Below are 23647 nucleotides of genomic sequence, written 5' to 3' on the forward strand. Positions count from 1 at the left end.
GTAAAAAACTGGTCATTTTTACCCCAAACAATCAGCATAGGCGGCTGATATTTAGCAAAATACTGATGCCATTTTTCATATAGTGCGATATTGGATCCGTAATCGCGAAAAAGTGCCAGCTGTATAAGATCATTTCCTGCTCTGTCTAAATAGTACTGATCAACGATATAGCTCTCTGGCGCTACATTTTCTGGATTTTCAGCTCCTGTTAGATACTGCCATTTTGTAGCATCAAGTGTTAGGAAAAAACGTGCTGCCTTTTCAGTTTCTGTGTTTTGATTTTGGATGTATGCTGTAAGAGGTTTTAGAATTTCACCTAAGCCTTCAACGTAAGCATTTGCATTTTGAATTATAAAAGATTGAATCAGTTCAGGTCTTCTCGTTGCTATCCTCAAACCGACAGGTCCTCCATAATCCTGAATATAAAAACTTGCTTTTTTAATTTTCAATTTATCTATAAAGTGCTCTATCGTAACTGATAAGTTATCAAATGTATATTGATACTTCTCTGGAGTTGGAGCACTGCTCTGCCCAAAACCTGGATAATCGGGAGCTATTACATGATAATTGCCTGCCAGTTCAGTAATCAAGTTTCTATACATATGAGAAGATGATGGAAATCCATGCAATAGGATAATCGTTGGTTTTGTTGTTTCACCTGCTTCTCGGTAAAATATTTTTAAATCGTCAACAAGCACCGTTTTGTATTGAACAGGATTGTAAATAATATTACTTTCTACCGTTTCATTTTGCTCCGCAGAAAAATTGCCATACGACTTAAATTGATTGACGCTCACTATCGCCAGCATCAATAGGATAATTTTTGTTTTCATTTTATGATATTAATTTAGACGCGTTTAATTTTGATTTACAGCAGTCTTATTTCTGATAACCGCCATAAAATTTGACCGGTGACCATTCTGGAATTGCTTTTTCTGATGCAGCTCCCAATTTTGAAAATTCTTTATCTCCAAAAACCACATTGCCTCCTACTACTGTTAATACGGCCGAGATATCTTTAATTTTGTTTTCTGGTATGCTGAAATAATCATCCGACAATAGCACAAAATCTGCAAACATTCCTTTTTCTAAAGTACCTTTCACATTTTCTTCTTTGGATACCCAAGCGCTGCCTTTTGTGTAGAGAAATAAAGCTTCTTGACGGGTAAGCAGGTTATCAGGAGCGCTTAATTGTTTACCGCCCACAGTTTTACCAGAAACCATCCAATATAAAGCAGGCCACGGATTGTAGCTGCCAACTCTGGTTCCATCGGTTCCTGCTCCTACGGGAATTCCCATTTTGATCATTAATTTTAAGGGAGGAGCATATCTAGCCTTTGCCGCTCCGTACCTATCAACAAAATATTCTCCCGCGTATGCCATTCTGGATTGAATCGCAACTCCACCGTTAAGAGCTTTAATCCTCTTAAGCTGCGGCTCGGTAACTGTTTCCGCGTGATCAAACAGCCATCTCTGCTTTGCTAATTTCCCATTCGTTTCTTTATTGACCTCTTCGATAACATCCAATAAATTAGCAATGGTTTCGCCATAAGTAGCATGTATTCTGAACGGCCATCCGCTGTCAACATGCAGACGGATCACTTTTTTAATATCATTTCTCCACGAAGGTCGATCCTCCAGCATAGGCTGCGGTGCCAAGAAATTTTCAAAATCACCTGCACTCCATGTCAGGAATTCTCCTCCTCCTTCTAATTCATAGCCATGATCCAAATGAATTTCTCCGTTTTGCCCCACTTTATTTGTTGCTATCCAATTTTGAAACTCTTCAAATTCACTTCCTTTATTTTGAGGAAATAAATAATATGACAATCTTATGGGCATCTTTCCCTCATCTGCAAGAACTTTTGTCGCACCATAATCTTTCGGAAATACATGTCCGCCGCCGCCAGCATCAATACCGCTTGTAATTCCCAAGCGATTCAATTCTCTGTAAAATTGTCTGGTAGAATTAGCCATTTGCTCCTCGGTCATAGCAGGTAGTGCACCGATACCAGCATAGAGTATCGTCGGATTTGGTTCTGCCAGAAATACTCCAGTCAACTTACCGTCCGGACCTTTTTCATACGAACTTCCTTCAGGCGGTTTTGTATTTTCATCTATTTTAAGGACTTTCAAACCGCTTTTATTCATCCATGCTCTGCTGTAAAGAAATAATACAAAGGCAGGAACATCTCCTGTTGCCTCATTAATTTCCTGAACAGTAGGAAATCTTTTTTCTTCAAACTGAAAAGGACTCCAGCCTCCTACCACTCTTACCCACTGTCCTTTTGGAGTTCTCGCGGCCTGTTCTTTTAGCATTTGCAATGCTTTTTTTAAAGACTTGACACCATCCCATCTCAGTTCGGCATTGTAAAAACGCCCGCCTCTGGTAAGGTGCAAATGAGAATCATTCAGTCCAGGAATCACTGTTCTTCCATTAGCATCAATAACTTTTGTCTGTTCTCCTTTTAGTTTTAGTATTTCTTCATTCGTTCCAAATGCCAATACCTTCCCTTTTCTAACCGCTATCGCTTCCGTAATTGTGCTGTTCTTATCCATAATGGCTATTTTGCCATTTGTCACAATTAAATCTGCGGCAATCGCATTTTCTTTTTTCTCCTTTTGACAGGAAATAAATAGTATTATGATAAATACTGAAAATAAAATTTTTCTCATTTTTTCCTTTTTTTTAATATTATAATGCGTGTACAGAAGCTGCAATAATTACATCTGCTACAGCTTCAGGTTGGGATATGTAAACCGCGTGGCTTCCTTTTATATAAGTAGCAGCTGTTTTGGAGCGTTTGTACATTGCTTCCTGAATTTCGGGTGGAATGCTCTTGTCCTCAGTTGCAATTACAGCATAAGAAGGTTTTGATTTCCATGCCGCTTTTTTAATTGACGTTACAAAACCTTTAGCATAAAAAGCGCCTTGTGAAGCACACATGAAGTCAGCGTCTTCTGGGCTTAAATCAGCACAAATTCCCATATGATATTTATCTTTATCATAATAAATAATACCATTTTCATCTGCGGGCAAGACTCCATTTTCTGGTGCTGCCGGAGCGGTCTGCAACCATTGCAATGCTGTTTCACCATCTCCTGGCTGAAATGCAGCCACGTACACTAACGCTTCCACATTCTGATGGTTTCCAGCCTCAGTAATAATTACCCCGCCATAGGAATGTCCCACAAGAACAATACTTTGTCCAATTTTGTCTAAAGCGATATTTACCGCCTGAACTCCATCCTCTAGCGACGTTAATGGATTATGTACGACTGTTACATTATATCCGTTAGCTTTGAGAATTTCATATATCCCTCGCCATCCCGAACCATCAGCAAATGCACCGTGAACAAGGACTATATTTTTAATTTTACTCATGCTGTTATTATTTTAGAAATTAAATGCCCTATTTTTCATGTCGTTTAAGGGCTTCGAAAAAGTATCTGTCTACTTACTCTGAAGTTCAAGAATGGTTTGCTTTTCTGCTGAAAACATTTGAGATTCATCAAGCTTCACAAACGGATTTTATTGTTTGTTGAAGCAAAATTACATCCTAGGAAGAGCTTCTTTTCTGTGAATAATTCACCATAAATTATAAAAAACTAAGATTTGATTAAACCAAGGTGATTAATCACATTAAAACAAGCTGAGAGACTTGACAATGCAGTGTAAAAAACTTCCGCTAATCATTAATAAAACTAGCAGAAGTTTGATAGTCACTTTAATTTTATTTTGCCTCCTCACTTAAAATGGATGCCACTACAGCCGGCTGTGAAAAGAAAGGCGTATGGCTGGTTGGCAAAGAATATGTTCTGGTTACATTAGCGCCTTTTGCCATGCTTTTTTGCAGTGTCAACCCTATTGCATGATCGTATTCCGTAAAAATATACACCTTATTTATCTTTCCAAAATTAGCTGCAGTTAGTGTAACTGGTGATGCCAAAGGTCCTAATGGTTCAGGTTTAAAATTAGCAACAAGCCTTTCAGCTGTTTTATTTGGCGCGTCTGCTGCAAAGAAATCTAAAATACCATTCTTAGCAATTCCGACTACCCCTGCTTTTTCATCTGGCTGAATGTATTGCCCTATGTGAGTTTCCTTATCTGCAGCTGAAATAGAGAAAAGACTTTCTCCATTACTTGGCAGAAAAGCGCAAAGGTAAATCAGTTTTTTAATCTGTCCTGGTATTTGCTCTGCGGTTTCGCTCACTACCATTCCTCCAAAACTGTGGCCAACAAGTGTTACGTTTTTCCTTGTTCCAATAGCTTTTTTGACTGTGTCAACATATCCTTGCAGGGTTAAGGATGAAACAGGCGTCTGATCGTCTCCATGCCCCGGCAGATTGACTGTTATAACTTCATTACCACTCTTTTTTAGTGCCGCTTCAACATCTTTGAAGTCTTTAGCCGATGACCATGCTCCATGTACAATAACAATTGTGCTTGTATTAGCGGTACTAGCCTGAAGTGGTGCTCCGATAGCAGTCATTAAAATAATTGCTGCTGTTGTAATTGATTTTCTCATTTTAAAAATTTTTATAGTTAAATTAAATGCTCATTTATTCGTGATTCTTTTATGAAATGAATTATATAACGCTCTATAGCTATCAATTCAAAAATCAAATGCTGCGAAGAATTAATTTCTAACAGAATAGCCAGCTTTACAAGATTAAAGTCAGAGTTGCTGCGGTAAACAGGATGTCTTTTCCATTACTCACATCCTTAATAAAATTTCCGCTTTGAAACCATGTTCCTTCAATGGTAAAAATCAGATGCTTATTAAATTCATAATTAAATGAAGCTCCCAGCTGATTCCCGATTTTTTTTGAATTTGAACCAGAGCTGTCAAATAATACTGAAACGTTGGGCTGGTAAATAGCATCGCTTGATGAAGCTCTCCAAAACACATCATAATCCACATTAAAAAATAGTTTTCGTGTTAATTGGCATTCCAGAAATGGATGGATATCAATTAAGTTGGAAGGCCCGATTAAAGAAGCTAAACCAAAATAAGCTCCTCGCGGAAAAAGCGGATTAAATGTTTCTAATGATCTATCGGTCTCAATTCTGTCACCTGAGATATACTCTGCTTTTAGACCTATTTTTTGTATCGACTTGTTTATATTGCAACTAAAATAATTATTGACTGAAAATGTCCATGCCTTAATATTTTTCCTTTCAAATCTTCCAAATTGATAAGCGCCTTCGATGTCATAAAACCAATTGGATTGATTCCCAAAAACTCTAAAACCTGCAGTATTTCTATTTTCTGCTCCTGAAAATGTATTGAATGTGCTTTTGTCTTTTTGAATATTAAGGACATATATTTCTAAATTATTTAAAAATTTAATTTCTTTTAAAACCGCATAGCCACCAAAAAGTGTAGTATTCTCGTCAATTTTATCATTGAAATTTCCAAACCTATTTTTCACATAATAACTGTAAAAAGCATCCGCAGAAAAATTGTTCCTTTTAAAAGTAATCTTCACCGCATCAAATGCCTGTCTGCTGTTTGGTCCTTCTCGAACTGAAATCAGTCTTTGCGATCCATAATACAATTCCTGTCTTCCTATCCTAAAGCTCAGCCTTTTCAAATTAACATCAATAAACAGCTGATGCAGATCTAATGGATTTTCTTCAATCGGATTCGGATCTATTCTGCTAATCGTAACACTGCTTTGCAACTGGCTAAAAACCCGAAATGATTTTCCTATTTTCAAATCGCTGTACAAAAGAGCCCTGTTAAGTATAAAACCATTATTATCCTTCAAGTTTTCATCCCAATTTTCATTTTCAAAATATTGATATTGAGTCCTATTTTCGGCTCCAAAAAAAAGAAATGCCTGAGGATTTTTAGATATTCTAACTTGTTTGGCTTTATAATATAAATTTTGATTTGTACTGTCGATTGAAATGATATCATTATACCTCAAAAACTTGAATTCATTTATCTGTTGCGGATAAAAAGCGGAATGGAATGTTGCCATAATAATTAAAAAATACTTTTTCACTCTTTATAATTTATTTTAATGCAACTTCAGATAATAAAAGCTTAAATCAGCTTCAGTTCCTAACATTAGAAATTGTATTTCAGACATTCATTTACATCTTCTTACTTAAAATTCAGGTTCAATAGCCATCTTTTTAAAACTAAAAAATGCTGCTATTCGTGATTTAATATTTTTCAAATCCAAAAATGAAAATTGGGACTTTACTTTTAAAAGATTAGTATTCTGATCTTCTCGGATGGTGTGTCCTAATAGAAACGAACCTCCAGAAAAAACGGTGTTTTCTATACCGTCTAAATTTTCAATTTCCCGGTCTAATGAAACAATACAATGACCTTCTTCTGAAATTTGGAAATTGTAATCATAATTTTCAATCACTTTTCTAAGTATGATATTATTTGTTTCCTCATAATTGGTCTGAATGGCTATTTCCTGTTCTTTAACTGGATAAATGCCTGTGTGTAATTCGCTCCCGAATTCATTTTCCAAAGACATATAATTTATAGTTAAATCCATATTTATTATTTTTGATTAGTTACCTTTTTAATTTAACATCTAGAAATGCTTATCGCATTTGCAGTTTCTGAATCATTGCCGCATTCAAATTATCACTGTAAGCTCCGTAAGCATCCACCAATAATCCTTTAACACCGCTTTGCGTGCGAATAGCGTAAAGTATTGATGAATCATCTGGATTCGAATCCCCTTCAAATCGATAGAAGGCATCCACATGGAACTCATTTGCTTCAAATGTTTTATTTAACGTTTTACAGTTTAATGTCGAGTTGCTGAGATTAAAATCAAACGTATATCCTTCAGCTTGTTTGGTATTAATTGCCTCTGTTAGTGTATCGTAATTTGTCATTTTCTTAGTTTATTTTAGTTGGTTAACATTTGCAGATATTCAGATTTTACAATCGTCTTTTCTGTCCTATGTTTTTACACTTTTTAATATTCCTTAATCTGTAAACTTTCACTTTTATTAATTGTAATCAACAGATTTTCTTTTCGTTAGAACAAAATTAATTCGATTATCAGCATTAAATCCTATGGAAAAGTTGTGAAGAATTATAAATATTAAAGATTTGGGAATACACGATTAATTTTATGTTTGAAAAAATATTTTTTTTGAATTTGAAATAAAACATTTAATTTTGTATTAAATACTACAGAAATAAAATGCGAGGCAGACCATCGATATTCAACGAAGAAGAACTTTTAAAAAAAGCCCAGATTCTGTTTTGGGAAAAAGGCTTTACTCCCACATCACTCGAAGATCTTCTGGAGGCGATGCAGATTGGAAGCGGAAGTTTTTACAATACTTTCAAAGGCGGAAAAAAAGAGCTTTTTTCTAAAGCGCTTCAACTGCGACGAAATGATTTAAATGATTTTAAACAGCAATTACAGCAGAGCGAATCGCCGATCGATCTGATAAAAGATTTTTTTCGATCTCTGGCCGAAGCCGAAACAAACAGCCATTTAATGGGATGCCTGATTGTAAACACTATTATTGAAATGAGTTTTGTCGATCAGAAATTCCAAGATGATGCGTTGAATGTATTAAAAGAAATGGAACAGATGTATGCTTGGGCTATTGAAAAAGCACAGAAAGAAGGCAGATTAAAGAATAACACCCATCCGGATATTCTTGCGAGATATCTCGTAACATTTTGGAGCGGACTAAATGTGTTAAGGAGAATGTATCCAGATAATGCGATACTCAAAACTCAGATAGAAATGCAGCTTAGCATAATTAGCTAAGCCTTTTTTTTATCCATTTTTGTATCATTCAACACAAAATTAATTTTCAAACGATTTTAAGCATATATAACTGATTACTAATTTAAAACAACATTTATGATTATTTACAGCAGAGTTATTTTACTGTTTTTTACAATGCTTTTTTTAAACGCCTGCAATACGAAAGAGAATCAGGCCCAAAGCTCTAGCACAGAACAAATTGCTTATTTCAAGGACGACTCCAAAGGCATTAAGACAGGCGGGGTTAAAATGGTAGAAATTAATACTCCAAAGGGCAAATTTAAGGTATGGACAAAAACTGTAGGTAATAATCCAAAAATTAAAGTATTGCTGCTTAACGGAGGTCCAGGAGCTACCCATGAATATTTTGAATGCCTGGAGAGTTTTTTTCCTGCAGAAGGAATTGAATTTATTTATTACGATCAGCTGGGTACTGGTAATTCTGAGAACCCGAATGATCCTTCATTTTGGGATCTTCCACGTTTTGTGGATGAAGTTGAACAGGTTCGCAAAGCTTTAAATCTTGACAAAGACAATTTTTATCTGTTAGGGCATTCTTGGGGTGGTATTCTAGCTGCCGAATACGCCTTAAAACATCAGGAGCATTTAAAAGGTTTAATTATTTCGAATATGATGATGAGTGCGATTGACTACAGCAATTATTCTGAAGTTCTGGCCAAGCAGATGGATCCTGCCGTTTTATCTCAGCTAAGAGAAATTGAAAAAAATAAGGATTATAAAAATCCAAAATACATGGAATTGCTGCTGCCGAATTTCTATGCAAAACATATTATAAGAATGGATATTAGCGAGTGGCCCGAGCCTCTTAGCCGTTCATTTGGAAAAATTAATGAATCATTATATGTGACGATGCAGGGACCGAGCGAATTTGGCCTTTCTGGCAAGCTTGAAACATGGGATGTCAAAAATCAAATTTCAAAAATCACCGTACCTACCTTATCAATAGGCGCGAAATATGATACCATGGATCCAAAACATATGGAGTGGATCGCAAAAGAGGTTCAAAACGGAACGTATTTGTATTGTGATAAAGGTAGTCATATGAGCATGTACGATGACCAGCAGACGTACATGAATGGTCTGATTAAATTTATAAAAGACACTGATAACAAGGCAGCTAAAAAATTATAAAAACTTCATAGTATTCACCGCCCCCATACATTTAGAAATGATAAAAAGTATAAAATTACTATTGCTGTTAGCTACCTTGAATGCTTCGCTCTACGGCCAAAATACTTCAGATCCAACAATCAAAACCTTTACAATAAAAGGAAATGTAAAAGGTGAAATCACTGACAACTTTGCGTATTTATATTACGGCGACATAGAAGATAGCGTAAAGATTGAAAATAAACAATTTGAATTTAAAGGCTTTACAAAAGATACTGTTGTTGCAAAAATATATCTTCCATCTGCTGTCAATGCCCCACAATTTTATCTGGAAAACAGTGCTATAAATATTAGTATTAGTGTTGATAAAGCTCTTAAAGATGGAAAATCTATACAGACTATGCATATTGACTCCGTTAAAGGATCGTATTCATCAGAATTGCAGAAGGAATATTTAAATTTTTATCAGGCAAATGCAGGCAAAAAAGATTTTAATAAATTATTATATCAAAAATTAACTGTGTTTTTTAATAGTCATCGTTCGCATCCTTTCAGCGGGGCAATATTGGCAGAGCTTGCACTTATAAATCCGATTTTGGACAAACAGCAGCTTACTGGATTATATTCAATTTTAGATATTCTAAGGCAAGACAGCCAATACCTTAAATTGTACAAAAGAGGAATTGAGAAATTTGACACTTACGCTGTTGGAAAACCTTTTTTAGACTTTAAACTTCCAGATCAGAATGGCAATTTAGTCGGCCTTGAAAAATATAAAGGAAAAAAAGTTCTTATTGATTTCTGGGCTTCTTGGTGCGCGCCTTGCAGGAAAAAAAATCCAGAATTGATTGGTTTAAAACAGCAGTTTGCATCTGATGATTTTGAAATAATCGGAATTTCAAGGGACAAAAATAAAAAGCAGTGGCTTGCTGCTATAGCGAAAGATCAGTTAAACTGGGCAAATTTATTGGATCAGGATCAAAAAATGGAAAATAAAATGGGCATAGACAACATTCCTTACAATTATCTGCTTGATGAAAAAGGTATAATAATAGGCGTTAATCTTAGTGCAGAAGAAATCAGAAAAACGGTATCGGACTCCCTAAAAAACAAAAGTTAAAGATACTTGGCAGCTGAAAAAGCAAGCTTAAAACAGAATGGATTATAAATGCAAAACCTCCAAAATTTGAAATTTCGGAGGTTTGCTTTTTTAATAAAGTAAGATTATTTCTTTTTACAATTCTTGAATCTGTCTGATCATCTGGTTTGTAAATCCCCATTCGTTGTCATACCATGCCATAACTTTCACAAGGTCACCGTCAACTACTCGGGTCATTTCAAGATCTACAGTTGCTGCAAAAGTACTTTTGATCATATCTGAAGAAACCAAAGGTTCATCGCTTACATCAACTACTTTTTTATACCTATCAGTTTGTGCTTCCTCTGTTAGAACAGCATTTATTTCTTCAGCAGTGGTTGGACGCTCTGTAACAAATGTAATATCGGATATCGAACCAATTGGCACCGGAACTCTGACCGCAATACCATCAAATTTCCCCGCATATTCAGGAAGAGCTTTTGTAACTGCAATTGCCGCTCCCGTCGCTGCAGGCGCTGAATTTATTGCAGCACCGCGCCCCATACGAGGTTCTTTTTTTGACGGCGCGTCTACCAAGGTCTGAGATGCTGTATAAGCGTGTGTCGTGTTAAGAATGGCTTTTTTTATCCCAATTCTTCTTCCGATTATTTCTATAATTGGTCCAATGTTATTGGTTGTACAGCTTGCGCAAGAAAAGATAGAAACTTTACCTTCTTCGGTATTCACACCATGCACGATTGTCGGAGTATCTTTTGTCGGACCTGAGATCACTACAAATTTAGCGCCTGCTGCAATGTGCTTTTCCGCATCAGCTTTATTGGTGAAAAATCCTGTGCTTTCTATTGCCACCTCAACATCTAGTTCTTTCCAAGGTAATTCTGCAGGATCTTTTATTGCGGTATAGCGAATTGATTTACCATCAACTACAATTGAGTTTCCGTCTATACTTACCTTTTTTTCAAATCTGCCGTAGATACTGTCATATTTTAAAAGGTAAACTGCATTTTCGATGCTCATTAAATCATTAATCCCTACCACTTCAAGCCCAGGAGTTTCTAAAATAATTTTAAGAGCAGCTCTTCCGATTCGGCCAAAGCCATTGATTGCAATTTTTTTCATTTCCAAATTTTAATAGTTATTAATATTTTTTTATGATTGAGCTTAAAGATAGAGATTTTCTGGACAAAAAAATCATAACAACCTCATTTAGTAACACTTATATTTTTATTTCAATTATTAATTGCAAGTGAATGCTATTACATTGCAAAAAAATACACCGCTATTATACCTCCGACTATAATTATTAATTTCCTGACCAGTTCCTGATTCATATGTCTTGAAAATACAGCTCCATAATAACCTCCAATGATTCCTCCAATTGTCAGCACAATAGTTATTTTCCAGTCAATTAAACCCGAAAATATAAAACAGAGCGCCGCAATTCCGTTATTTACGGTAACCATCAATACTTTTAAACCATTCATTTCATTTAGATCTTTCATTCCGTAAAGGGTAAAAAGAGTAAGAATCATGATTCCTATTCCTGCATTAAAATACCCTCCGTAAAAGTTAATCAGAAACAAGGGCAGCAACTTGCCGTGCGAATATTCAAAATGCCCGCTTCCAGATGTAATTTTTTGAAAATAAGCCAATATGGGTTTGCTAAAGGCAAATGTTCCCCACGATATCAGGTGAAAATAAGGAACCAGAGATTTAAAAAGTTCGGGGTCTGTTATGACCATTACCGTTGCACCGCATAATCCTCCGATTCCGCTAATCAGTAGAATTATTTTCAAATCTTTTGACTGGATGTGAATGTCGTTTTTGAATGCCTTGACACTGGCAACATTTCCAAACCACATGGAAACGCAAGTCATCGCATTAGCCCGGATGGATGTAACTCCATTTAAAACTAAACTCGGAAAAACGATAAATCCGCCCCCACCGGCAAAAGCATTCACAGCTCCGCCCACTATAGCCGCTAAAAATAATAATCCAAATTGAAGATAATTTTCCATTTCCAGTGTTTTTACAGTGAGTTATAATAATCGATTATTGCTCCAGCAATCTCTACTCCAAATTCTTCTAAGGCAAAGTGGCCTGTAGGATAAAAAATGAGCTTTGAACTTGGCAGAGCATTATGAATTTCAATCGCTCCTTCCTTTAGAAACACTTCATCATTTTCCCCCCAAACGATTAATGTCGGAAATTGCGATTCTTTCAGTTTTTCCTGCCAGACTTTATAAAAAGCAAGATTATTTACGTAGTCTTTCTTTATAGCCAAATGAATTTCTTTTAAACCTGTTCTCTGCATTAAAAATTGATCTAAGTAATAAGATTCTGGAGCAATTTTAAACAAATTGGAAACGCCTGTAAGATATTCCCATTTTATATAATCGAATTCAACCAGCTTTTCCAATTTTGCACTGTTTTCATTATTAAAGAGAAACATCATGTTTTTAATTCCCTTTCCGAGACCTTCTTCATAAATGTTTCCATTCTGAAAAATGAGCATTTCGACTGCTATACTGCTTTTTGTAATTACATGCATGAGAATTGGCGCACCATAATCAAAAAGGTAAAAACTCGTTTTTGTAATGTTCAGTTTCTCTAAGAATCCTGTTATGATTTGAGCGAAATTTTCAAAAGTATAGGCAAACTTGTCTTTTTCTGGAACAGCGCTAAAACCAAAGCCAGGTAAATCGGGAGCAAGAATATGAAATTGCCCTGAAAGCATCGGAATTACATTCCGAAACATATGCGATGACGATGGATATCCGTGAAGCAGCAGAAGATTTGGTTTCCCCTCCTCACCCGCTTCTCGGTAAAAAATTTCGATATCATTTACATAAATGCTTTTGTAAGCAACTGCATTTACTTGCTCCGTGATCGATTTATTAGCCATTTATCTGTTTTAAATGATTAATTTTTACCTGTTTTTCTAGTAAGGAAATCTTTTATAAGTTCTGAAATTTCATCTCCAAAACTTTCCAATGCAAAATGTCCTGTCGGAAACAAATGAAATTCAAGATTTTTCACGTCTTTTTTGAAAGCTTCCGCACCTACGCCAGGAAAAATATAATCGTCTTTTCCGTAAACAATCAGCATTTCAGGATTATATGTTCTAAAATATTCCTGCCATTCAGGGTACAAAGGCACATTAGTTCTATAATCATAAAAAAGTGCTAACTGAATGTCGCCATTTTCAGGACGCTCTAAGTGTCTCAAATCAATTTCCCAATTGTCTGGAGAAACTACAGAAGTATCAGGCACGTTGTGCGTATATTGCCACTTCAAGCCGTCAGGAGCATGAAAAGTGCTTAACGTAGCCGCCGCTTCTTTATCATTTCTGTCTTTCCATAACGCTCTAAAAGGATCCCAGAAAGCTTCCAGTCCTTCTTCGTAAGCGCATCCGTTCTGCACAATAAGCGTTTCTATTTGGCTTGGATTTCTGCTCGCAATTCTAAAACCGATAGGCGCACCGTAATCCATTAAATAAAGACTGAATTTTTTTATCTCCAATTCGTCCAATAACGTTTTAACTATGTTGCTCGTGTTTTCAAATGTATAGTCAAAATCTGCAATTGGCGGCTGCTCGCTTCTTCCGTAACCAGGGTAATCTGGCGCAATTACGTGAAAATCATCTGCTAGATAATTTATCAGATTGCGGAACATGTGCGAAGATGTCGGGTATCCGTGAAGCAATACCAATGTCGGTTTTTGTTTATCTCCTGCTTCTCTGTAGAAAATTTCGACTCCGTTCACTTTTCTTGTGTGGTAACTTGTTTTCATAATTTAAATTTATTAGGGTTATTAATTCTTTCGTTTTTATAATCAGATAAACTTTCGTTCACTCTCTTTAATAGGCAGATCATTAATGCTTGCGTATCTTCTTCTCATTAATCCATCTTCATCAAATTCCCAATTTTCATTTCCGTACGCTCTAAACCACTGGCCGTTTACATCTCGATATTCATACTCAAATCTCACAGCAATGCGGTTTTCTGTATGAGCCCAATATTCCTTTTTTAGTTTATAATCAAGTTCTCTTTCCCACTTGTGAGACAGAAAATCAATAATTTCATCACGGCCGTTTATAAACAGGTGGCGATTTCTCCATTCGCTGTCTATTGTATAAGCCTGTGCTACTCTCTGCGGATCGCGGCTGTTCCATCCATCTTCGGCTAACTGTATCTTTTCTAGGGCGGATTCTAAAGTAAATGGCGGTATTGGAAATTTTTTCATGTCTAAGTATTTAAAGGTTAGTACTATTGAGGTTTGTTTTCTTAAAAATTAATTAATTATATATCAGCAGGTTATAAATTAATTATCCTGCTTTATTAATTATCTGAAGCAAAATTATAGCTGTAGAAAGATTTGCTAACTGTGAAAAATTCACTAAAGATTATAATTATCCAAGATTTGAGTTTTCTGCTGATTTTTTTGCTGCAAGAAGCTACAATCCCCCAAACCTTTATAATCATAATCAAGTAGTTTTAAAATATTTAGTGTTAAACAGTTAAAAAAAATCAGATTTGGATATAATTGTTTTAATTTTAAAAGAAAAAAATAATGGATATTCAAATACCTATATTTGACAGCATTAGAGATGTCTATAATTGGACAGGACTTTCTACAGCATCTTTAGTATCCGAGGAGTTTACGATCGAGCAGGCACCACAGTGGAGTAATAACAAAATGCTCAAAATGCCTGACATTTACAGAGCCAATTTTTTTACAATATTTTTCATAAGTGAGGGTACGGCCGCACACCGCTATAATGAAGACCTATTAAAATTAGAGAAAAACAGCATTTTTGTTACTACACCTGGCCATTATCGCAATTACCTATTAGACGATGTCAAAAAAGCCAGTTTCATCTGCTTCACAGAAAAATTTATAGGCAATTACTTTTTCTCAGATATATACAATGAATATCCCTTTCTTCTCTCTGAAGCTTTTATCTATACGAAATTAAATGCATCTGATGCGAAAGAAATTCAAACTGTTGTCGAGGAAATCGCAAAGGAGATCGAGGTAAATTCAATAGTACGTCCTTATATAATAGGCAATCTTCTTGAGTTTTTATTATTGAAAATTAAAAGTACACTTCCTGCTCATTTAAATACTATGTCCGAAGGAAGTAAAAATTCCCTAGTTATAAATGCTTTTTATAAAGACTTGGACAACTATCTAAGTGACATTTTGAAGGGGAGCAATCCGAAAGAGCTAAAGCCAAAAGATTTTGCCGATCTGCAGTATTTAAACGAAGACTATTTCTCTAAACTGATAAAATCTAAAACTGGGCGGACACCAGCAGCTTGGATTAACAGCAGGATTCTTAGCGAAGCAAAAACACTGCTGACAGAAACGGCTCTACCTATAGCAGAAATTGCTACTATTTTTCAATTTGGCAGCAGTCGTTATTTTAATTCCTATTTTAAGAAACAGACTACAATGACTCCTTCGAGATATCGAAAAAGTCTCCACCTTAACTAAAATCTTTAAATTTTATAATTTTATGTCCAAAATGGTGCCTGCTTAATATTATTTTTTTATGCAATTTTGAAAAAAATAAATGCGCAATTTCAAACGTAAGAAATTGCAAATAAGCAAATTAGAATGATACCACAGCTAACCACTTTAAGTAAACTAGATGATTGTCTGGCATTTATGAAGCTGCCGGATAACTATAGCAACAATACAGATTTTGCTGCATTAAAACTGCATGAGATGAGTATCAATACACCATGCATATCCCCTACCTTTCGACCTTCTTTTTATAATCTCACCATAGTTGCAAACGGTTCTGGAACTTGTATCGTAGGAAATGAGAACTTTGAACTTCGTTCTGGCAATGTATTTATTTCTCGCCCAGATTCATTTCTATCGAGCAGCTGGAATGTTATCGGCAAAGTGTACCATATATGTTTCAGTAAGGATTTTGTTTCAGAATATTTACCGGAAGGAATCAATTCTATTATGAACACAGACAAAATGAATGGCTGTACAAAAACGCTATCAAAAGAAACTATGCTCTACCTGGAGCAAACTTTCATTGAAATTTTTGATGAGAATAATTCTTTTTTACCTTACAAAGAAGAGATGCTGGCAAATCTTACCCTTTGTCTGCTATTTACAATACAGCAGCAAGATAAAGAAAGACCATATATCAAAACAGAAAAGAATATGTCTATTGTTAATGCTTTTCGCCAAAATCTAGATGATAATTTCAATAATCTGCTTACTGGAAAAAACAGTGTTGTGATGCGTACCAAAGAGCATGCAAAGCTTCTGAATTTAAACGAAAACCACCTTTGCAAAGTAATCAGTAATTCAACAAATAAAACGATTAATGATTGGATTAATGAGAAACTTATTGATGAAATTAATTATCTCTTGAAGCATTCAGACAAATCAATCAAAGAAATCGCAACATTGTTTGGTTTTCCAGACATGAATCATTTTTACACGTACTTTAAATCACAGACATTACATGCCCCAGGCGCAATTCGAAAAGAATTTTTAAATAATAAATTTAATTCATAAAAAACAATAAAAACTATCGGCAAATCGCTCCCTTTTCTTCTTATGATAACCTTCACATTCTGCAATCTTTACTCAATTATTAAATATTTAAGTTTTTAGAAAATGGAAAATGATAAAAAGCCAAAATTCACCGATTTTTATGAAACAGTGGAAGTCATGGGGAATGAATTATCTGATGGACATCTGGGTGATGCCGAATTTTCATTTGTGAATTCTCGCATACTCCATCGCGATCATACATTTCCATGGAGCACGCCTCCTTTTCATACTACCTTTTTCTCAATAGGATTTCTCATGGATGCTCATGGAAAAATTACTGTAGACAAGGAGCAGTATATTGTAAAATCAGGAATGTTTTTTGTGAATAAACCTGGAGAGTTGCAGCAGCTTACATGGTATTCTGTTGAGGAATCTTACGGACTAATGTTTACCGAGGACTTTATTTCAAAATATGCAGGAGTTTCAATTTATAAAACATTTCCGTTCCTTTTATTTGAAAGGCAGGTTCCATTACAAACCACAATGGAATTTAGACTGGAATTAAAAAAGATTCTACTGCTTATTGTCCAGCAGCTTCAAATGGAATCTCCATTTCAAAAAAAAATGTGCGCTAATTTACTTACCCGTTTCTTACTTAAAATTAAACAGGAGTACTGGGAAGGATATAAAATTCATACCGTTCAAAATCGAAATCCCGACATTCTTAAAGATTTTACACAAAACCTAGAATACCACTATGAACAATTGCTGAAAGGAAAAGTGAATCGTATTCTTTATATTAAAGATTATGCAGAAATGCAGCAGCTTCATGAAAATTATCTTTCAAGTGTTTTAAAAGAAAAAACAGGAAAAACAGGAGGGCAATTGATTGCTGAAAAAACACTGAGCACAGCTAAAATTTTAGTTTTAGACCAACGCTTTTCAATGAAAGAAATTGCTATTATGCTGGGTTTCTCTTATTTATCCTATTTCAGCATATTTTTTAAGAAGCACACAGGACTTTCTCCTGTCGACTATCGAAAAAGGAATAGTATGTCTTAGTATCGTTTTTTACTTTAGTTACCAGTTTGGCCGGATAGGAACTACATTGCCTTTATAAATATGATCGTATTCGCTCAGGGAGGAATTAAAATCATTACGTACCAAAATGGCGCTTTTTTGAGTGTGCTTTTTGAAAAAACTATAAAACTGCTTCAATTCACTAAACGCATACAATTGAGCTATCTCGGTCATCGACTTGTCCGTATTTTTAAGCAGGTAAGTTATTTCATCAATGAGTTTTTCGTTGATCCATTGGTTAATTGTTTTTCCAGAACTTCTGCTTATGATTTTGGACAGGCTGTTTTCACTGATGCTTAATAATTCTGCATGTTCCTTTACCCTGAAAACTGAACTGCATTCGCCAGAGATGAGCATAGTAAAGTTTTTATCCATATTACTGCGAAATGAAGTGACTATTGCTGCATTCTTCTCATTTAAAACTGCGGTTTTAATTTCATTTTGATGATTTTGTATGAGCAGCAGCATATAAATAAGAATATTTGACATCATTTCATCCTTAATCGGCGCCATAGAAGTCGCTTGACTATACAATTCCAGACACAGCTTTTCCATGTGATTAATTTCCTCGTCATTAAGAAGATAATTTATTCCATTAGATTTATCCATGTCCAGCAATTCCTCTATTCCCAATGGCAAGCAGTTTGCAATAAAATCTTTTCTGAAACTAATATTGTAAACCGTCTTCATCTCGGTCCATCCACTGGAAATGTAAATGTCAGGACGCTTCATAAATACATGTCCAGAACTTACTTTAAAAACCTCATTACCCGACACAAAAGTTCCTTCACCCTCTTTCACTACTACCAAAGTGTAATGATCAGGCCTAAAAGTTGGGGTTATGTAAGGCATTTCCAGCCCCATGTCATGCACTTTTAAAATAGCAAAATCATCACTGTCTAAATAAGAATAAACAGGGAGATTCATAAACGCGAGCATATCACGCAATTTTTTTAAAGTGGTAAGTTCTGGTTTCATTTAATGATTTTCGTAACTTAATCAAGAAATAATAATTAGATAAATTTAGTGAAATAACTTAGATTCGCAAATAGCAATACACTCATAATCAATATAGAAAAAGCAATTTCATCAAACTTGTTATCTTTCACTTTGATTATTTCCATTAGCTACAAATTTACAAACATCAAATGCAAAAAAAAATACCTGATTCATGGTAGTTAGTCTCAGCAAGCTAAGTTATAATTGCTTCCCACTCAGTTCCCAGCTCATCAGGTAATCACAATATTTTCTTCAAATAAACCATATTTTGCCATGTATTTCAGTCTTATTTGCTTTAAGTGATTATTAATCGAATTATTTATTTCCTTCTAAAAACGCTTTTTTCAAAACTCTCTACCGAATTTACCCATAACTGAGGAATATTTAAATCCTCTGATGAAAGTATAGACATTCCCCCTACAATTGCACAAATAGTATCTCTGTCACCTAAAATGGATACAGCTTTCCAAAGTCCTTCTTCAAAGTTTTGTAAATTATAGGCAGTACACCAAATTGCGAAAGGCACCGTATCTTGGGCAGTCATATTTATACCGTTACCTAAAATACTTTTCACAGTTTCAATATTATAATTGTAAGGTACACTTTTAGATTTTGATATCTTTGATTTTGTATCACTGTCTGGCAATTCGTTTAAAATTTTATCTATAAAATCAATCGGAGTTAAGATACTCCTATCAAATTTCATCTTAGCGGTCAATGCAGTACCAATTGCAACTGCAACAGCACCTGTAATAGCCTCAATATTTGAATGCGTAATTTCAGCTGATTTTACTGCTAATTCCTTCACTTTTTGAAAATCGTCAAAGTGGAAAGCACCAATTGGACAAACCCTCATAGCTGCACCATTTCCCATTGAACCTTGTCCTTCAAATGCTTTTTTTGATACTTCTTGCCAGCTCTCACCGTTTTGAACTTCTCTAAGCAGTCTTCGTAAAGTTGCGCCATAACCTCTATTTGCATCTAAGTCGTGATTTATACAAAACTGTTTTATTAAATTCTCCTGGTCTATACCGCCATTTCTTTCCAATTCTTCAAAAACTGCAATAGACATTACAGTATCATCAGTAAATTCCCATTTAGTTTCAGGTATTTGCCTTAAATAAATATTCCCTAAAACCTGCTCAAGATCGCCAAAAAAACTATCCCCAAATGCATCTCCTATTGATACACCTAATAGTGCCTTTCTAGCATTTTCAATTCTATATGCAATCTCAATATGATTCATAATTATCTTCTTATTAAATAGTCAACATTCCCACGCTTGCAATATCGGATTAAGGAGGCCTTAATCTAGGTCAATGAATACAAACAGAAACTGTTATTACATTACATTACCTCACATCTTATACACATATTCCACCTTCACATATCCAAAATTCCCGGACTCGATTACCTTTACCTGCAGCCACTCTCCGTCAATGGCTATAACCATCAACAGATCATACTTTTTAAGAGTTTCTATCACTACATATTCATTTCCCGGATCTTCATGTAGCTTCAGTGTTTCAGAATTTACAGCAACTATATCCTCAGCATGATAGATGACAGCTGCTTTTTTTACTACAGCTGCTTTCTTTGTCTTTGACTTGACGGAAGTCTGGGAAGTGAAAGAAACGACTTCTGCTTTTTTAGATGGACTAGCAGTCCTGCTTTTAGAAGAAGGAGTAGCTGCACTTGGAGCGGAATATCTAACAGGCGACGAATTCGAAGCACATACCCCGCAGCTTCCTCCACTGGAACAGTGCGCACATCTACTGCAATTGGAACATGCGCTACAATATGCGCTACCCGTACATCTTCCCTCCACTTTGGGTTTGGAATCGCAACAACTTGCCACCAGCTTACTGTCCTGGGCATTTGCGGCTAGTGCTGTAAAGAAGAAAAGCGCGTAAAAATATAGTTTTCTGATCATGGTAAATCGTTAAGTTTCAGACAAACATAAAGAAAGCTAATTACTAAAGTTTACGGTTTTCCGTAATTGCGTCTATTTCATATGTAGCATCATCAACTGCCGGACAATATCAAAATAAAAAACTTTAAAAACAAAGAACAATTTAAAAGAAAATTTGCTGAATACGGCATGAGCGGCATGGATAAGGAAGATGCCATAAATTATTTTATCCAGCAGGTCTCACAACTTGATTATAAACTTGAAATAAAAAACTGCCGTTAGCTTTTATAGCCTCCTGCAAACCAAAAAGGCCATATCATCGTATATTTTAATAAAGTCCCATATCATGGATACGATGCCCGCCCTTTTTATAAAAATTCTCGAACTGCTATCGGCACGGTACAGCGGAAGCGTGTCTTTGGAAGAACTGGCAATCCGTGCAGGTTCTAACCTGAATATCAAAGATTTATTTGGCGAGCACGTTTCCCTTGAAAACAGAAACCAGGCGGCGGTGCTAGAAGCGTTGATGCAGATGCACAATGAAGGACTTGTCTTTTTAAACTGCATTACCGATGAGAGTTTTATCACTTTAAAAGGCCTTCTGGCCATAGACAGCAAAGTCTACTGCAATTAGTTTTTTATAAATCCTTATACTATTCATTTTTAATCCTCTACAGCATACAGTTCCAAGGATCAAATCTTATTGCCGGACGAAACCATAATAAAAACATCCGAAAGAAAGAACTCTAAATATCCATGAAATCAGGTATTGCCATCCATAGGCCGCATTGGTAACTTTGTTGCCAATCTTCTCCCAATAACCGCCGCCATAAGCATTGCCAGAATGAAAAAGTTTAAAATCAGAAGAACAGACCAAAACCAATGGATGGTTTCACATCACGAGCACCCCAAATTTACCTGCCTGTTCGAGCCCAACAGGTTCAATTATGAAAGAACCATAGATGGCCTTTCCGATCCATCTGGGAACTTCAATGAAATCGAGTTACTCCATAAAATGGAGAAATGGCTAACGCAGCACCACAAGGAAAAAATAAACGGATGAAGCCTAAACTTTTATTAAACAATGGTGTTGCAAGCGTTAAACAGGCTTCTGGTCATGCCTAAAAAACACCATTTTTGCATACCGCCTTTGTACAGCTTTTTTTATGGTTTTTCTCTTTTGATTTTTTTTTAAAAGAATATTTATTTCTTCTGAAACTTTTAGTTTGAAATAGGAAATATCTCCTAAAATATCAGCGCCTAGGATGTTTAGTTTCGGATATATCAAATGATTCAAAAGTGAATTGTTTTAATATTAAACTACTTCCCTTGTCTAATTAAAGAAAAAACATGGAAGCCAATTCCTAAACAAATAGAAAACAATGCTCTATACCAAGGAAGTATTCCTGTACTGACTAATTGCATAGTGCCAACTACAAAAAGCGGAATATAAAAAAGCACGGCAGTTATAATTCCTGGAGAATAACTTTTTAATTTAAAAACTCCCCAAATATGAAAACAGGCATTGGCCATAAGAATTGCGGCCACGTCGTACCAGATACTGTGTCCTAGCTTGGTATCTCCAAAATGAATCGAAAAGGCAATTGCACACATCATAAAAGTGTTAATCCAGACCAAAAATCCGCCGTTATTTTTTTTAACTTTTTTAGGAGGAACGAGTCTTGCATACCAGTCAGCAAAACCTCCTGGAAATAAAAATTCTTCAGTTACATGCAGCATAGCTGCCGCTGCTAATAAAAATGCGAGTGTTGAAAATGTTATCATGTTATCTTACTTTAATGTTCTGGTGCAAAGTTCCAAAACCATCAAAACCTAGACGATAACAATTGTTAATTAATCACTTTCTGTTTCGAATTCTGCTCAATGAAACAGAAGTAATTCCCAAATAAGAAGCAATATAGTGTTGGGGAATCCTTCTTATAATCTCAGGAAATTCCCGAAGCATTTCCTTGTAACGTTCTTCGGGAGTATTTTTAATCTGTGATAGCATACGTTTCTGATAAGATAATAATGACTGCTGTATGTAGCAGTAATAAAATTCTCTTACGTGTGGCAACACCTCCATTTTCTTTTTAAAATCAGCTGTACTTATACTGTATAAGATCACGGGCTCAATAGTTTCTATGGTATACCAGCTTTTCTCTCCAGAAATAATACTTTCTATAGAAGCTATAAAACCTCCCTCAAAAAGAAACTGAATTGTAATTTCTTTCCCCTCATGATGTAACCACACCCGTGCAGCACCATTTTCAATATAATAAATATTTTGCGCTATAGTTCCTTCATTTACAAGCAATGTCTTCGCTGGAAATTCGCGCCTTTCAAATATCTCTTTTAATTTCTGTATTGATTCGACTTGCGATTTCATTACTCATTCTTTTTTCGTCAAATAAATCAATGATTTGATTCTAAACGTTTCAAAATCAAGCTTCGTAAACGTGCCTCATGTTCATCTCCCCAATTGCCGATCACAGCAATTACTGGAATTAATGTTTTTCCAAAATCTGTCAGACTGTATTCGACTTTAGGAGGCATAACAGGATAAATGACCTTTGAGACCAATTCATGGTCCTCCAGTTCCTTCAGCTGCATATTTAAAACCCTGCGCGAAGCATCAGGGATTTTACGCTGCAGTTCGCTTGGCCTTTTATGCCCTTGATCAATAAACCAAAGCAGGCGTATCTTCCATTTGCCGTATAGCACTTCCCCTATCAGGTCAAGTCCGCAATTCAGGTTCGGGATTATTTTTCTTCTTCAAAATTAACAACCTATATAAATCAATACTTAACAAGGCAATGGTACAAATAAGGTACAAAACAAATCTAATTTAAATTGAGTTACTTCTCCCGCGTTGATAAAGAATGTTGGTTAAGAAAGACATGAAAAAAGATTTTGCGAAGGATTTTTTTTTTCCATACAGTTAAAATGCACACCATGCAACTTAAGGACAATACAAATCTTACGAATTTAATTAACTTCTACCGTTATTTTAATAAATATCTTTTGACACCAGCTTTCATAGACAAAACTATGCAGCTGCAACCATTTTATGATTTAGGCATACTAAAGACGGAATTGAAAATTATCAAGGCCTCGTAGATTAA

At 35.3% G+C, this 23647-nt stretch carries 25 protein-coding genes; 8 read left to right on the forward strand and 17 right to left on the reverse strand.

All coding sequences use genetic code 11. The features are described 5' to 3' along the window. From ACE01P_RS01820 to ACE01P_RS01850, 7 genes are all read right to left on the reverse strand, one after another. Positions 1-833 (reverse strand): alpha/beta fold hydrolase (locus tag ACE01P_RS01820; protein WP_379693430.1); only part of this gene is annotated, 833 nt, incomplete at its 3' end. Positions 834-879: 46 nt separating this feature from the next. Next, a complete protein-coding gene (locus tag ACE01P_RS01825; protein ID WP_379693432.1) occupies positions 880-2676 on the reverse strand; it encodes an amidohydrolase in 1797 nt (598 codons plus the stop codon). Between the two features lie 19 nt (positions 2677-2695). Further along, positions 2696-3385, reverse strand: a complete 690-nt coding sequence (locus ACE01P_RS01830) for an alpha/beta hydrolase (protein WP_379693434.1) — start codon at positions 3383-3385, stop codon at positions 2696-2698. Between the two features lie 349 nt (positions 3386-3734). Next, a complete protein-coding gene (locus ACE01P_RS01835; protein ID WP_379693437.1) occupies positions 3735-4529 on the reverse strand; it encodes an alpha/beta fold hydrolase in 795 nt (264 codons plus the stop codon). A 136-nt stretch (positions 4530-4665) separates the two neighbouring features. Beyond that, positions 4666-6015 (reverse strand): alginate export family protein, encoded by a 1350-nt coding sequence (locus tag ACE01P_RS01840; protein WP_379693440.1) that lies wholly within the window; start codon positions 6013-6015, stop codon positions 4666-4668. Positions 6016-6120: 105 nt separating this feature from the next. After that, on the reverse strand, positions 6121-6528 hold the full coding sequence (locus tag ACE01P_RS01845; RefSeq protein ID WP_379693442.1) for a hypothetical protein: 408 nt from the start codon (positions 6526-6528) through the stop codon (positions 6121-6123). A gap of 49 nt (positions 6529-6577) precedes the next feature. Then, positions 6578-6877 (reverse strand): phosphoribosylpyrophosphate synthetase, encoded by a 300-nt coding sequence (locus ACE01P_RS01850; RefSeq protein ID WP_379693444.1) that lies wholly within the window; start codon positions 6875-6877, stop codon positions 6578-6580. A 314-nt stretch (positions 6878-7191) separates the two neighbouring features. On the opposite strand from ACE01P_RS01850, the gene ACE01P_RS01855 reads away from it, so the two are divergent. The 3 genes from ACE01P_RS01855 (at position 7192) to ACE01P_RS01865 (ending at position 10024) form a co-directional block, all read left to right on the forward strand. Further along, the gene (locus ACE01P_RS01855; protein ID WP_379693446.1) at positions 7192-7773 is read left to right on the forward strand and encodes a TetR/AcrR family transcriptional regulator; all 582 of its coding nucleotides are present in this window, start codon (positions 7192-7194) and stop codon (positions 7771-7773) included. Between the two features lie 96 nt (positions 7774-7869). Further along, a complete protein-coding gene (locus tag ACE01P_RS01860; RefSeq protein WP_379693448.1) occupies positions 7870-8925 on the forward strand; it encodes a proline iminopeptidase-family hydrolase in 1056 nt (351 codons plus the stop codon). Between the two features lie 37 nt (positions 8926-8962). Next, positions 8963-10024, forward strand: a complete 1062-nt coding sequence (locus tag ACE01P_RS01865; protein ID WP_379693450.1) for a redoxin domain-containing protein — start codon at positions 8963-8965, stop codon at positions 10022-10024. A 114-nt stretch (positions 10025-10138) separates the two neighbouring features. On the opposite strand, the gene ACE01P_RS01870 is transcribed toward ACE01P_RS01865, so the two are convergent. The 5 genes from ACE01P_RS01870 to ACE01P_RS01890 form a co-directional block, all read right to left on the reverse strand. Continuing rightward, positions 10139-11122: a type I glyceraldehyde-3-phosphate dehydrogenase gene (locus ACE01P_RS01870; protein WP_379693452.1), complete on the reverse strand. Its 984-nt coding sequence runs from the start codon at positions 11120-11122 to the stop codon at positions 10139-10141. A gap of 137 nt (positions 11123-11259) precedes the next feature. After that, positions 11260-12021: a sulfite exporter TauE/SafE family protein gene (locus ACE01P_RS01875; RefSeq protein ID WP_379693454.1), complete on the reverse strand. Its 762-nt coding sequence runs from the start codon at positions 12019-12021 to the stop codon at positions 11260-11262. An 11-nt stretch (positions 12022-12032) separates the two neighbouring features. Next, positions 12033-12908 carry an alpha/beta fold hydrolase gene (locus ACE01P_RS01880; RefSeq protein WP_379693456.1) on the reverse strand — a complete coding sequence of 292 codons (876 nt, stop codon included), beginning with the start codon at positions 12906-12908 and terminating at the stop codon, positions 12033-12035. 17 nt (positions 12909-12925) lie between these two features. Continuing rightward, positions 12926-13795: an alpha/beta fold hydrolase gene (locus ACE01P_RS01885; RefSeq protein WP_379693459.1), complete on the reverse strand. Its 870-nt coding sequence runs from the start codon at positions 13793-13795 to the stop codon at positions 12926-12928. 42 nt (positions 13796-13837) lie between these two features. Continuing rightward, positions 13838-14248, reverse strand: coding sequence for a DUF1348 family protein (locus tag ACE01P_RS01890; protein ID WP_379693461.1), 411 nt, complete (start codon positions 14246-14248; stop codon positions 13838-13840). A gap of 327 nt (positions 14249-14575) precedes the next feature. Here ACE01P_RS01890 and ACE01P_RS01895 point away from each other — a divergent pair, with 327 nt between their 5' ends. The 3 genes from ACE01P_RS01895 to ACE01P_RS01905 all read left to right on the forward strand — a co-directional run bounded on the left by ACE01P_RS01895 (position 14576) and on the right by ACE01P_RS01905 (position 17593). After that, positions 14576-15502: a helix-turn-helix domain-containing protein gene (locus ACE01P_RS01895; RefSeq protein WP_379693463.1), complete on the forward strand. Its 927-nt coding sequence runs from the start codon at positions 14576-14578 to the stop codon at positions 15500-15502. Positions 15503-15625: 123 nt separating this feature from the next. Next, positions 15626-16552 (forward strand): helix-turn-helix domain-containing protein, encoded by a 927-nt coding sequence (locus ACE01P_RS01900; protein WP_379693465.1) that lies wholly within the window; start codon positions 15626-15628, stop codon positions 16550-16552. Positions 16553-16654: 102 nt separating this feature from the next. Then, a complete protein-coding gene (locus ACE01P_RS01905) occupies positions 16655-17593 on the forward strand; it encodes a helix-turn-helix domain-containing protein (RefSeq protein ID WP_379693467.1) in 939 nt (312 codons plus the stop codon). An 18-nt stretch (positions 17594-17611) separates the two neighbouring features. Here ACE01P_RS01905 and ACE01P_RS01910 read toward each other — a convergent pair whose 3' ends face one another. After that, positions 17612-18589, reverse strand: a complete 978-nt coding sequence (locus ACE01P_RS01910) for an AraC family transcriptional regulator (RefSeq protein WP_379693469.1) — start codon at positions 18587-18589, stop codon at positions 17612-17614. A gap of 340 nt (positions 18590-18929) precedes the next feature. Then, the gene (locus tag ACE01P_RS01915; RefSeq protein WP_379693471.1) at positions 18930-19856 is read right to left on the reverse strand and encodes an ADP-ribosylglycohydrolase family protein; all 927 of its coding nucleotides are present in this window, start codon (positions 19854-19856) and stop codon (positions 18930-18932) included. A 316-nt stretch (positions 19857-20172) separates the two neighbouring features. Here ACE01P_RS01915 and ACE01P_RS01920 point away from each other — a divergent pair, with 316 nt between their 5' ends. Together ACE01P_RS01920 and ACE01P_RS01925 are read left to right on the forward strand one after the other, a co-directional pair. After that, positions 20173-20523, forward strand: a complete 351-nt coding sequence (locus tag ACE01P_RS01920; RefSeq protein ID WP_379693473.1) for a hypothetical protein — start codon at positions 20173-20175, stop codon at positions 20521-20523. A gap of 345 nt (positions 20524-20868) precedes the next feature. Then, positions 20869-21156, forward strand: coding sequence for a hypothetical protein (locus tag ACE01P_RS01925; RefSeq protein WP_379693475.1), 288 nt, complete (start codon positions 20869-20871; stop codon positions 21154-21156). Positions 21157-21842: 686 nt separating this feature from the next. Here ACE01P_RS01925 and ACE01P_RS01930 read toward each other — a convergent pair. From ACE01P_RS01930 to ACE01P_RS01940, 3 genes are all read right to left on the reverse strand, one after another. Next, positions 21843-22307, reverse strand: a complete 465-nt coding sequence (locus ACE01P_RS01930; protein ID WP_379693477.1) for an HXXEE domain-containing protein — start codon at positions 22305-22307, stop codon at positions 21843-21845. 73 nt (positions 22308-22380) lie between these two features. After that, positions 22381-22911 carry a Crp/Fnr family transcriptional regulator gene (locus ACE01P_RS01935; RefSeq protein WP_379693480.1) on the reverse strand — a complete coding sequence of 177 codons (531 nt, stop codon included), beginning with the start codon at positions 22909-22911 and terminating at the stop codon, positions 22381-22383. Between the two features lie 26 nt (positions 22912-22937). Further along, a complete protein-coding gene (locus ACE01P_RS01940; RefSeq protein WP_379693482.1) occupies positions 22938-23246 on the reverse strand; it encodes a winged helix-turn-helix transcriptional regulator in 309 nt (102 codons plus the stop codon). Positions 23247-23647 lie beyond the last annotated feature (401 nt).

The sequence above is a fragment of the Flavobacterium sp. HJSW_4 genome (assembly GCF_042436695.1).
Taxonomy (GTDB): Bacteria; Bacteroidota; Bacteroidia; order Flavobacteriales; family Flavobacteriaceae; genus Flavobacterium.

Coding starts and splice junctions, on each gene's coding strand:
- ACE01P_RS01825 (WP_379693432.1), bottom strand. CDS start 2,676: ATGAGAAAAATTTTATTTTCAGTATTTATCATAATACTATTTATTTCC.
- ACE01P_RS01830 (WP_379693434.1), bottom strand. CDS start 3,385: ATGAGTAAAATTAAAAATATAGTCCTTGTTCACGGTGCATTTGCTGAT.
- ACE01P_RS01835 (WP_379693437.1), bottom strand. CDS start 4,529: ATGAGAAAATCAATTACAACAGCAGCAATTATTTTAATGACTGCTATC.
- ACE01P_RS01845 (WP_379693442.1), bottom strand. CDS start 6,528: ATGGATTTAACTATAAATTATATGTCTTTGGAAAATGAATTCGGGAGC.
- ACE01P_RS01850 (WP_379693444.1), bottom strand. CDS start 6,877: ATGACAAATTACGATACACTAACAGAGGCAATTAATACCAAACAAGCT.
- ACE01P_RS01855 (WP_379693446.1), top strand. CDS start 7,192: ATGCGAGGCAGACCATCGATATTCAACGAAGAAGAACTTTTAAAAAAA.
- ACE01P_RS01860 (WP_379693448.1), top strand. CDS start 7,870: ATGATTATTTACAGCAGAGTTATTTTACTGTTTTTTACAATGCTTTTT.
- ACE01P_RS01865 (WP_379693450.1), top strand. CDS start 8,963: ATGATAAAAAGTATAAAATTACTATTGCTGTTAGCTACCTTGAATGCT.
- ACE01P_RS01870 (WP_379693452.1), bottom strand. CDS start 11,122: ATGAAAAAAATTGCAATCAATGGCTTTGGCCGAATCGGAAGAGCTGCT.
- ACE01P_RS01875 (WP_379693454.1), bottom strand. CDS start 12,021: ATGGAAAATTATCTTCAATTTGGATTATTATTTTTAGCGGCTATAGTG.
- ACE01P_RS01880 (WP_379693456.1), bottom strand. CDS start 12,908: ATGGCTAATAAATCGATCACGGAGCAAGTAAATGCAGTTGCTTACAAA.
- ACE01P_RS01885 (WP_379693459.1), bottom strand. CDS start 13,795: ATGAAAACAAGTTACCACACAAGAAAAGTGAACGGAGTCGAAATTTTC.
- ACE01P_RS01890 (WP_379693461.1), bottom strand. CDS start 14,248: ATGAAAAAATTTCCAATACCGCCATTTACTTTAGAATCCGCCCTAGAA.
- ACE01P_RS01895 (WP_379693463.1), top strand. CDS start 14,576: ATGGATATTCAAATACCTATATTTGACAGCATTAGAGATGTCTATAAT.
- ACE01P_RS01900 (WP_379693465.1), top strand. CDS start 15,626: ATGATACCACAGCTAACCACTTTAAGTAAACTAGATGATTGTCTGGCA.
- ACE01P_RS01905 (WP_379693467.1), top strand. CDS start 16,655: ATGGAAAATGATAAAAAGCCAAAATTCACCGATTTTTATGAAACAGTG.
- ACE01P_RS01910 (WP_379693469.1), bottom strand. CDS start 18,589: ATGAAACCAGAACTTACCACTTTAAAAAAATTGCGTGATATGCTCGCG.
- ACE01P_RS01915 (WP_379693471.1), bottom strand. CDS start 19,856: ATGAATCATATTGAGATTGCATATAGAATTGAAAATGCTAGAAAGGCA.
- ACE01P_RS01920 (WP_379693473.1), top strand. CDS start 20,173: ATGACAGCTGCTTTTTTTACTACAGCTGCTTTCTTTGTCTTTGACTTG.
- ACE01P_RS01925 (WP_379693475.1), top strand. CDS start 20,869: ATGGATACGATGCCCGCCCTTTTTATAAAAATTCTCGAACTGCTATCG.
- ACE01P_RS01930 (WP_379693477.1), bottom strand. CDS start 22,307: ATGATAACATTTTCAACACTCGCATTTTTATTAGCAGCGGCAGCTATG.
- ACE01P_RS01935 (WP_379693480.1), bottom strand. CDS start 22,911: ATGAAATCGCAAGTCGAATCAATACAGAAATTAAAAGAGATATTTGAA.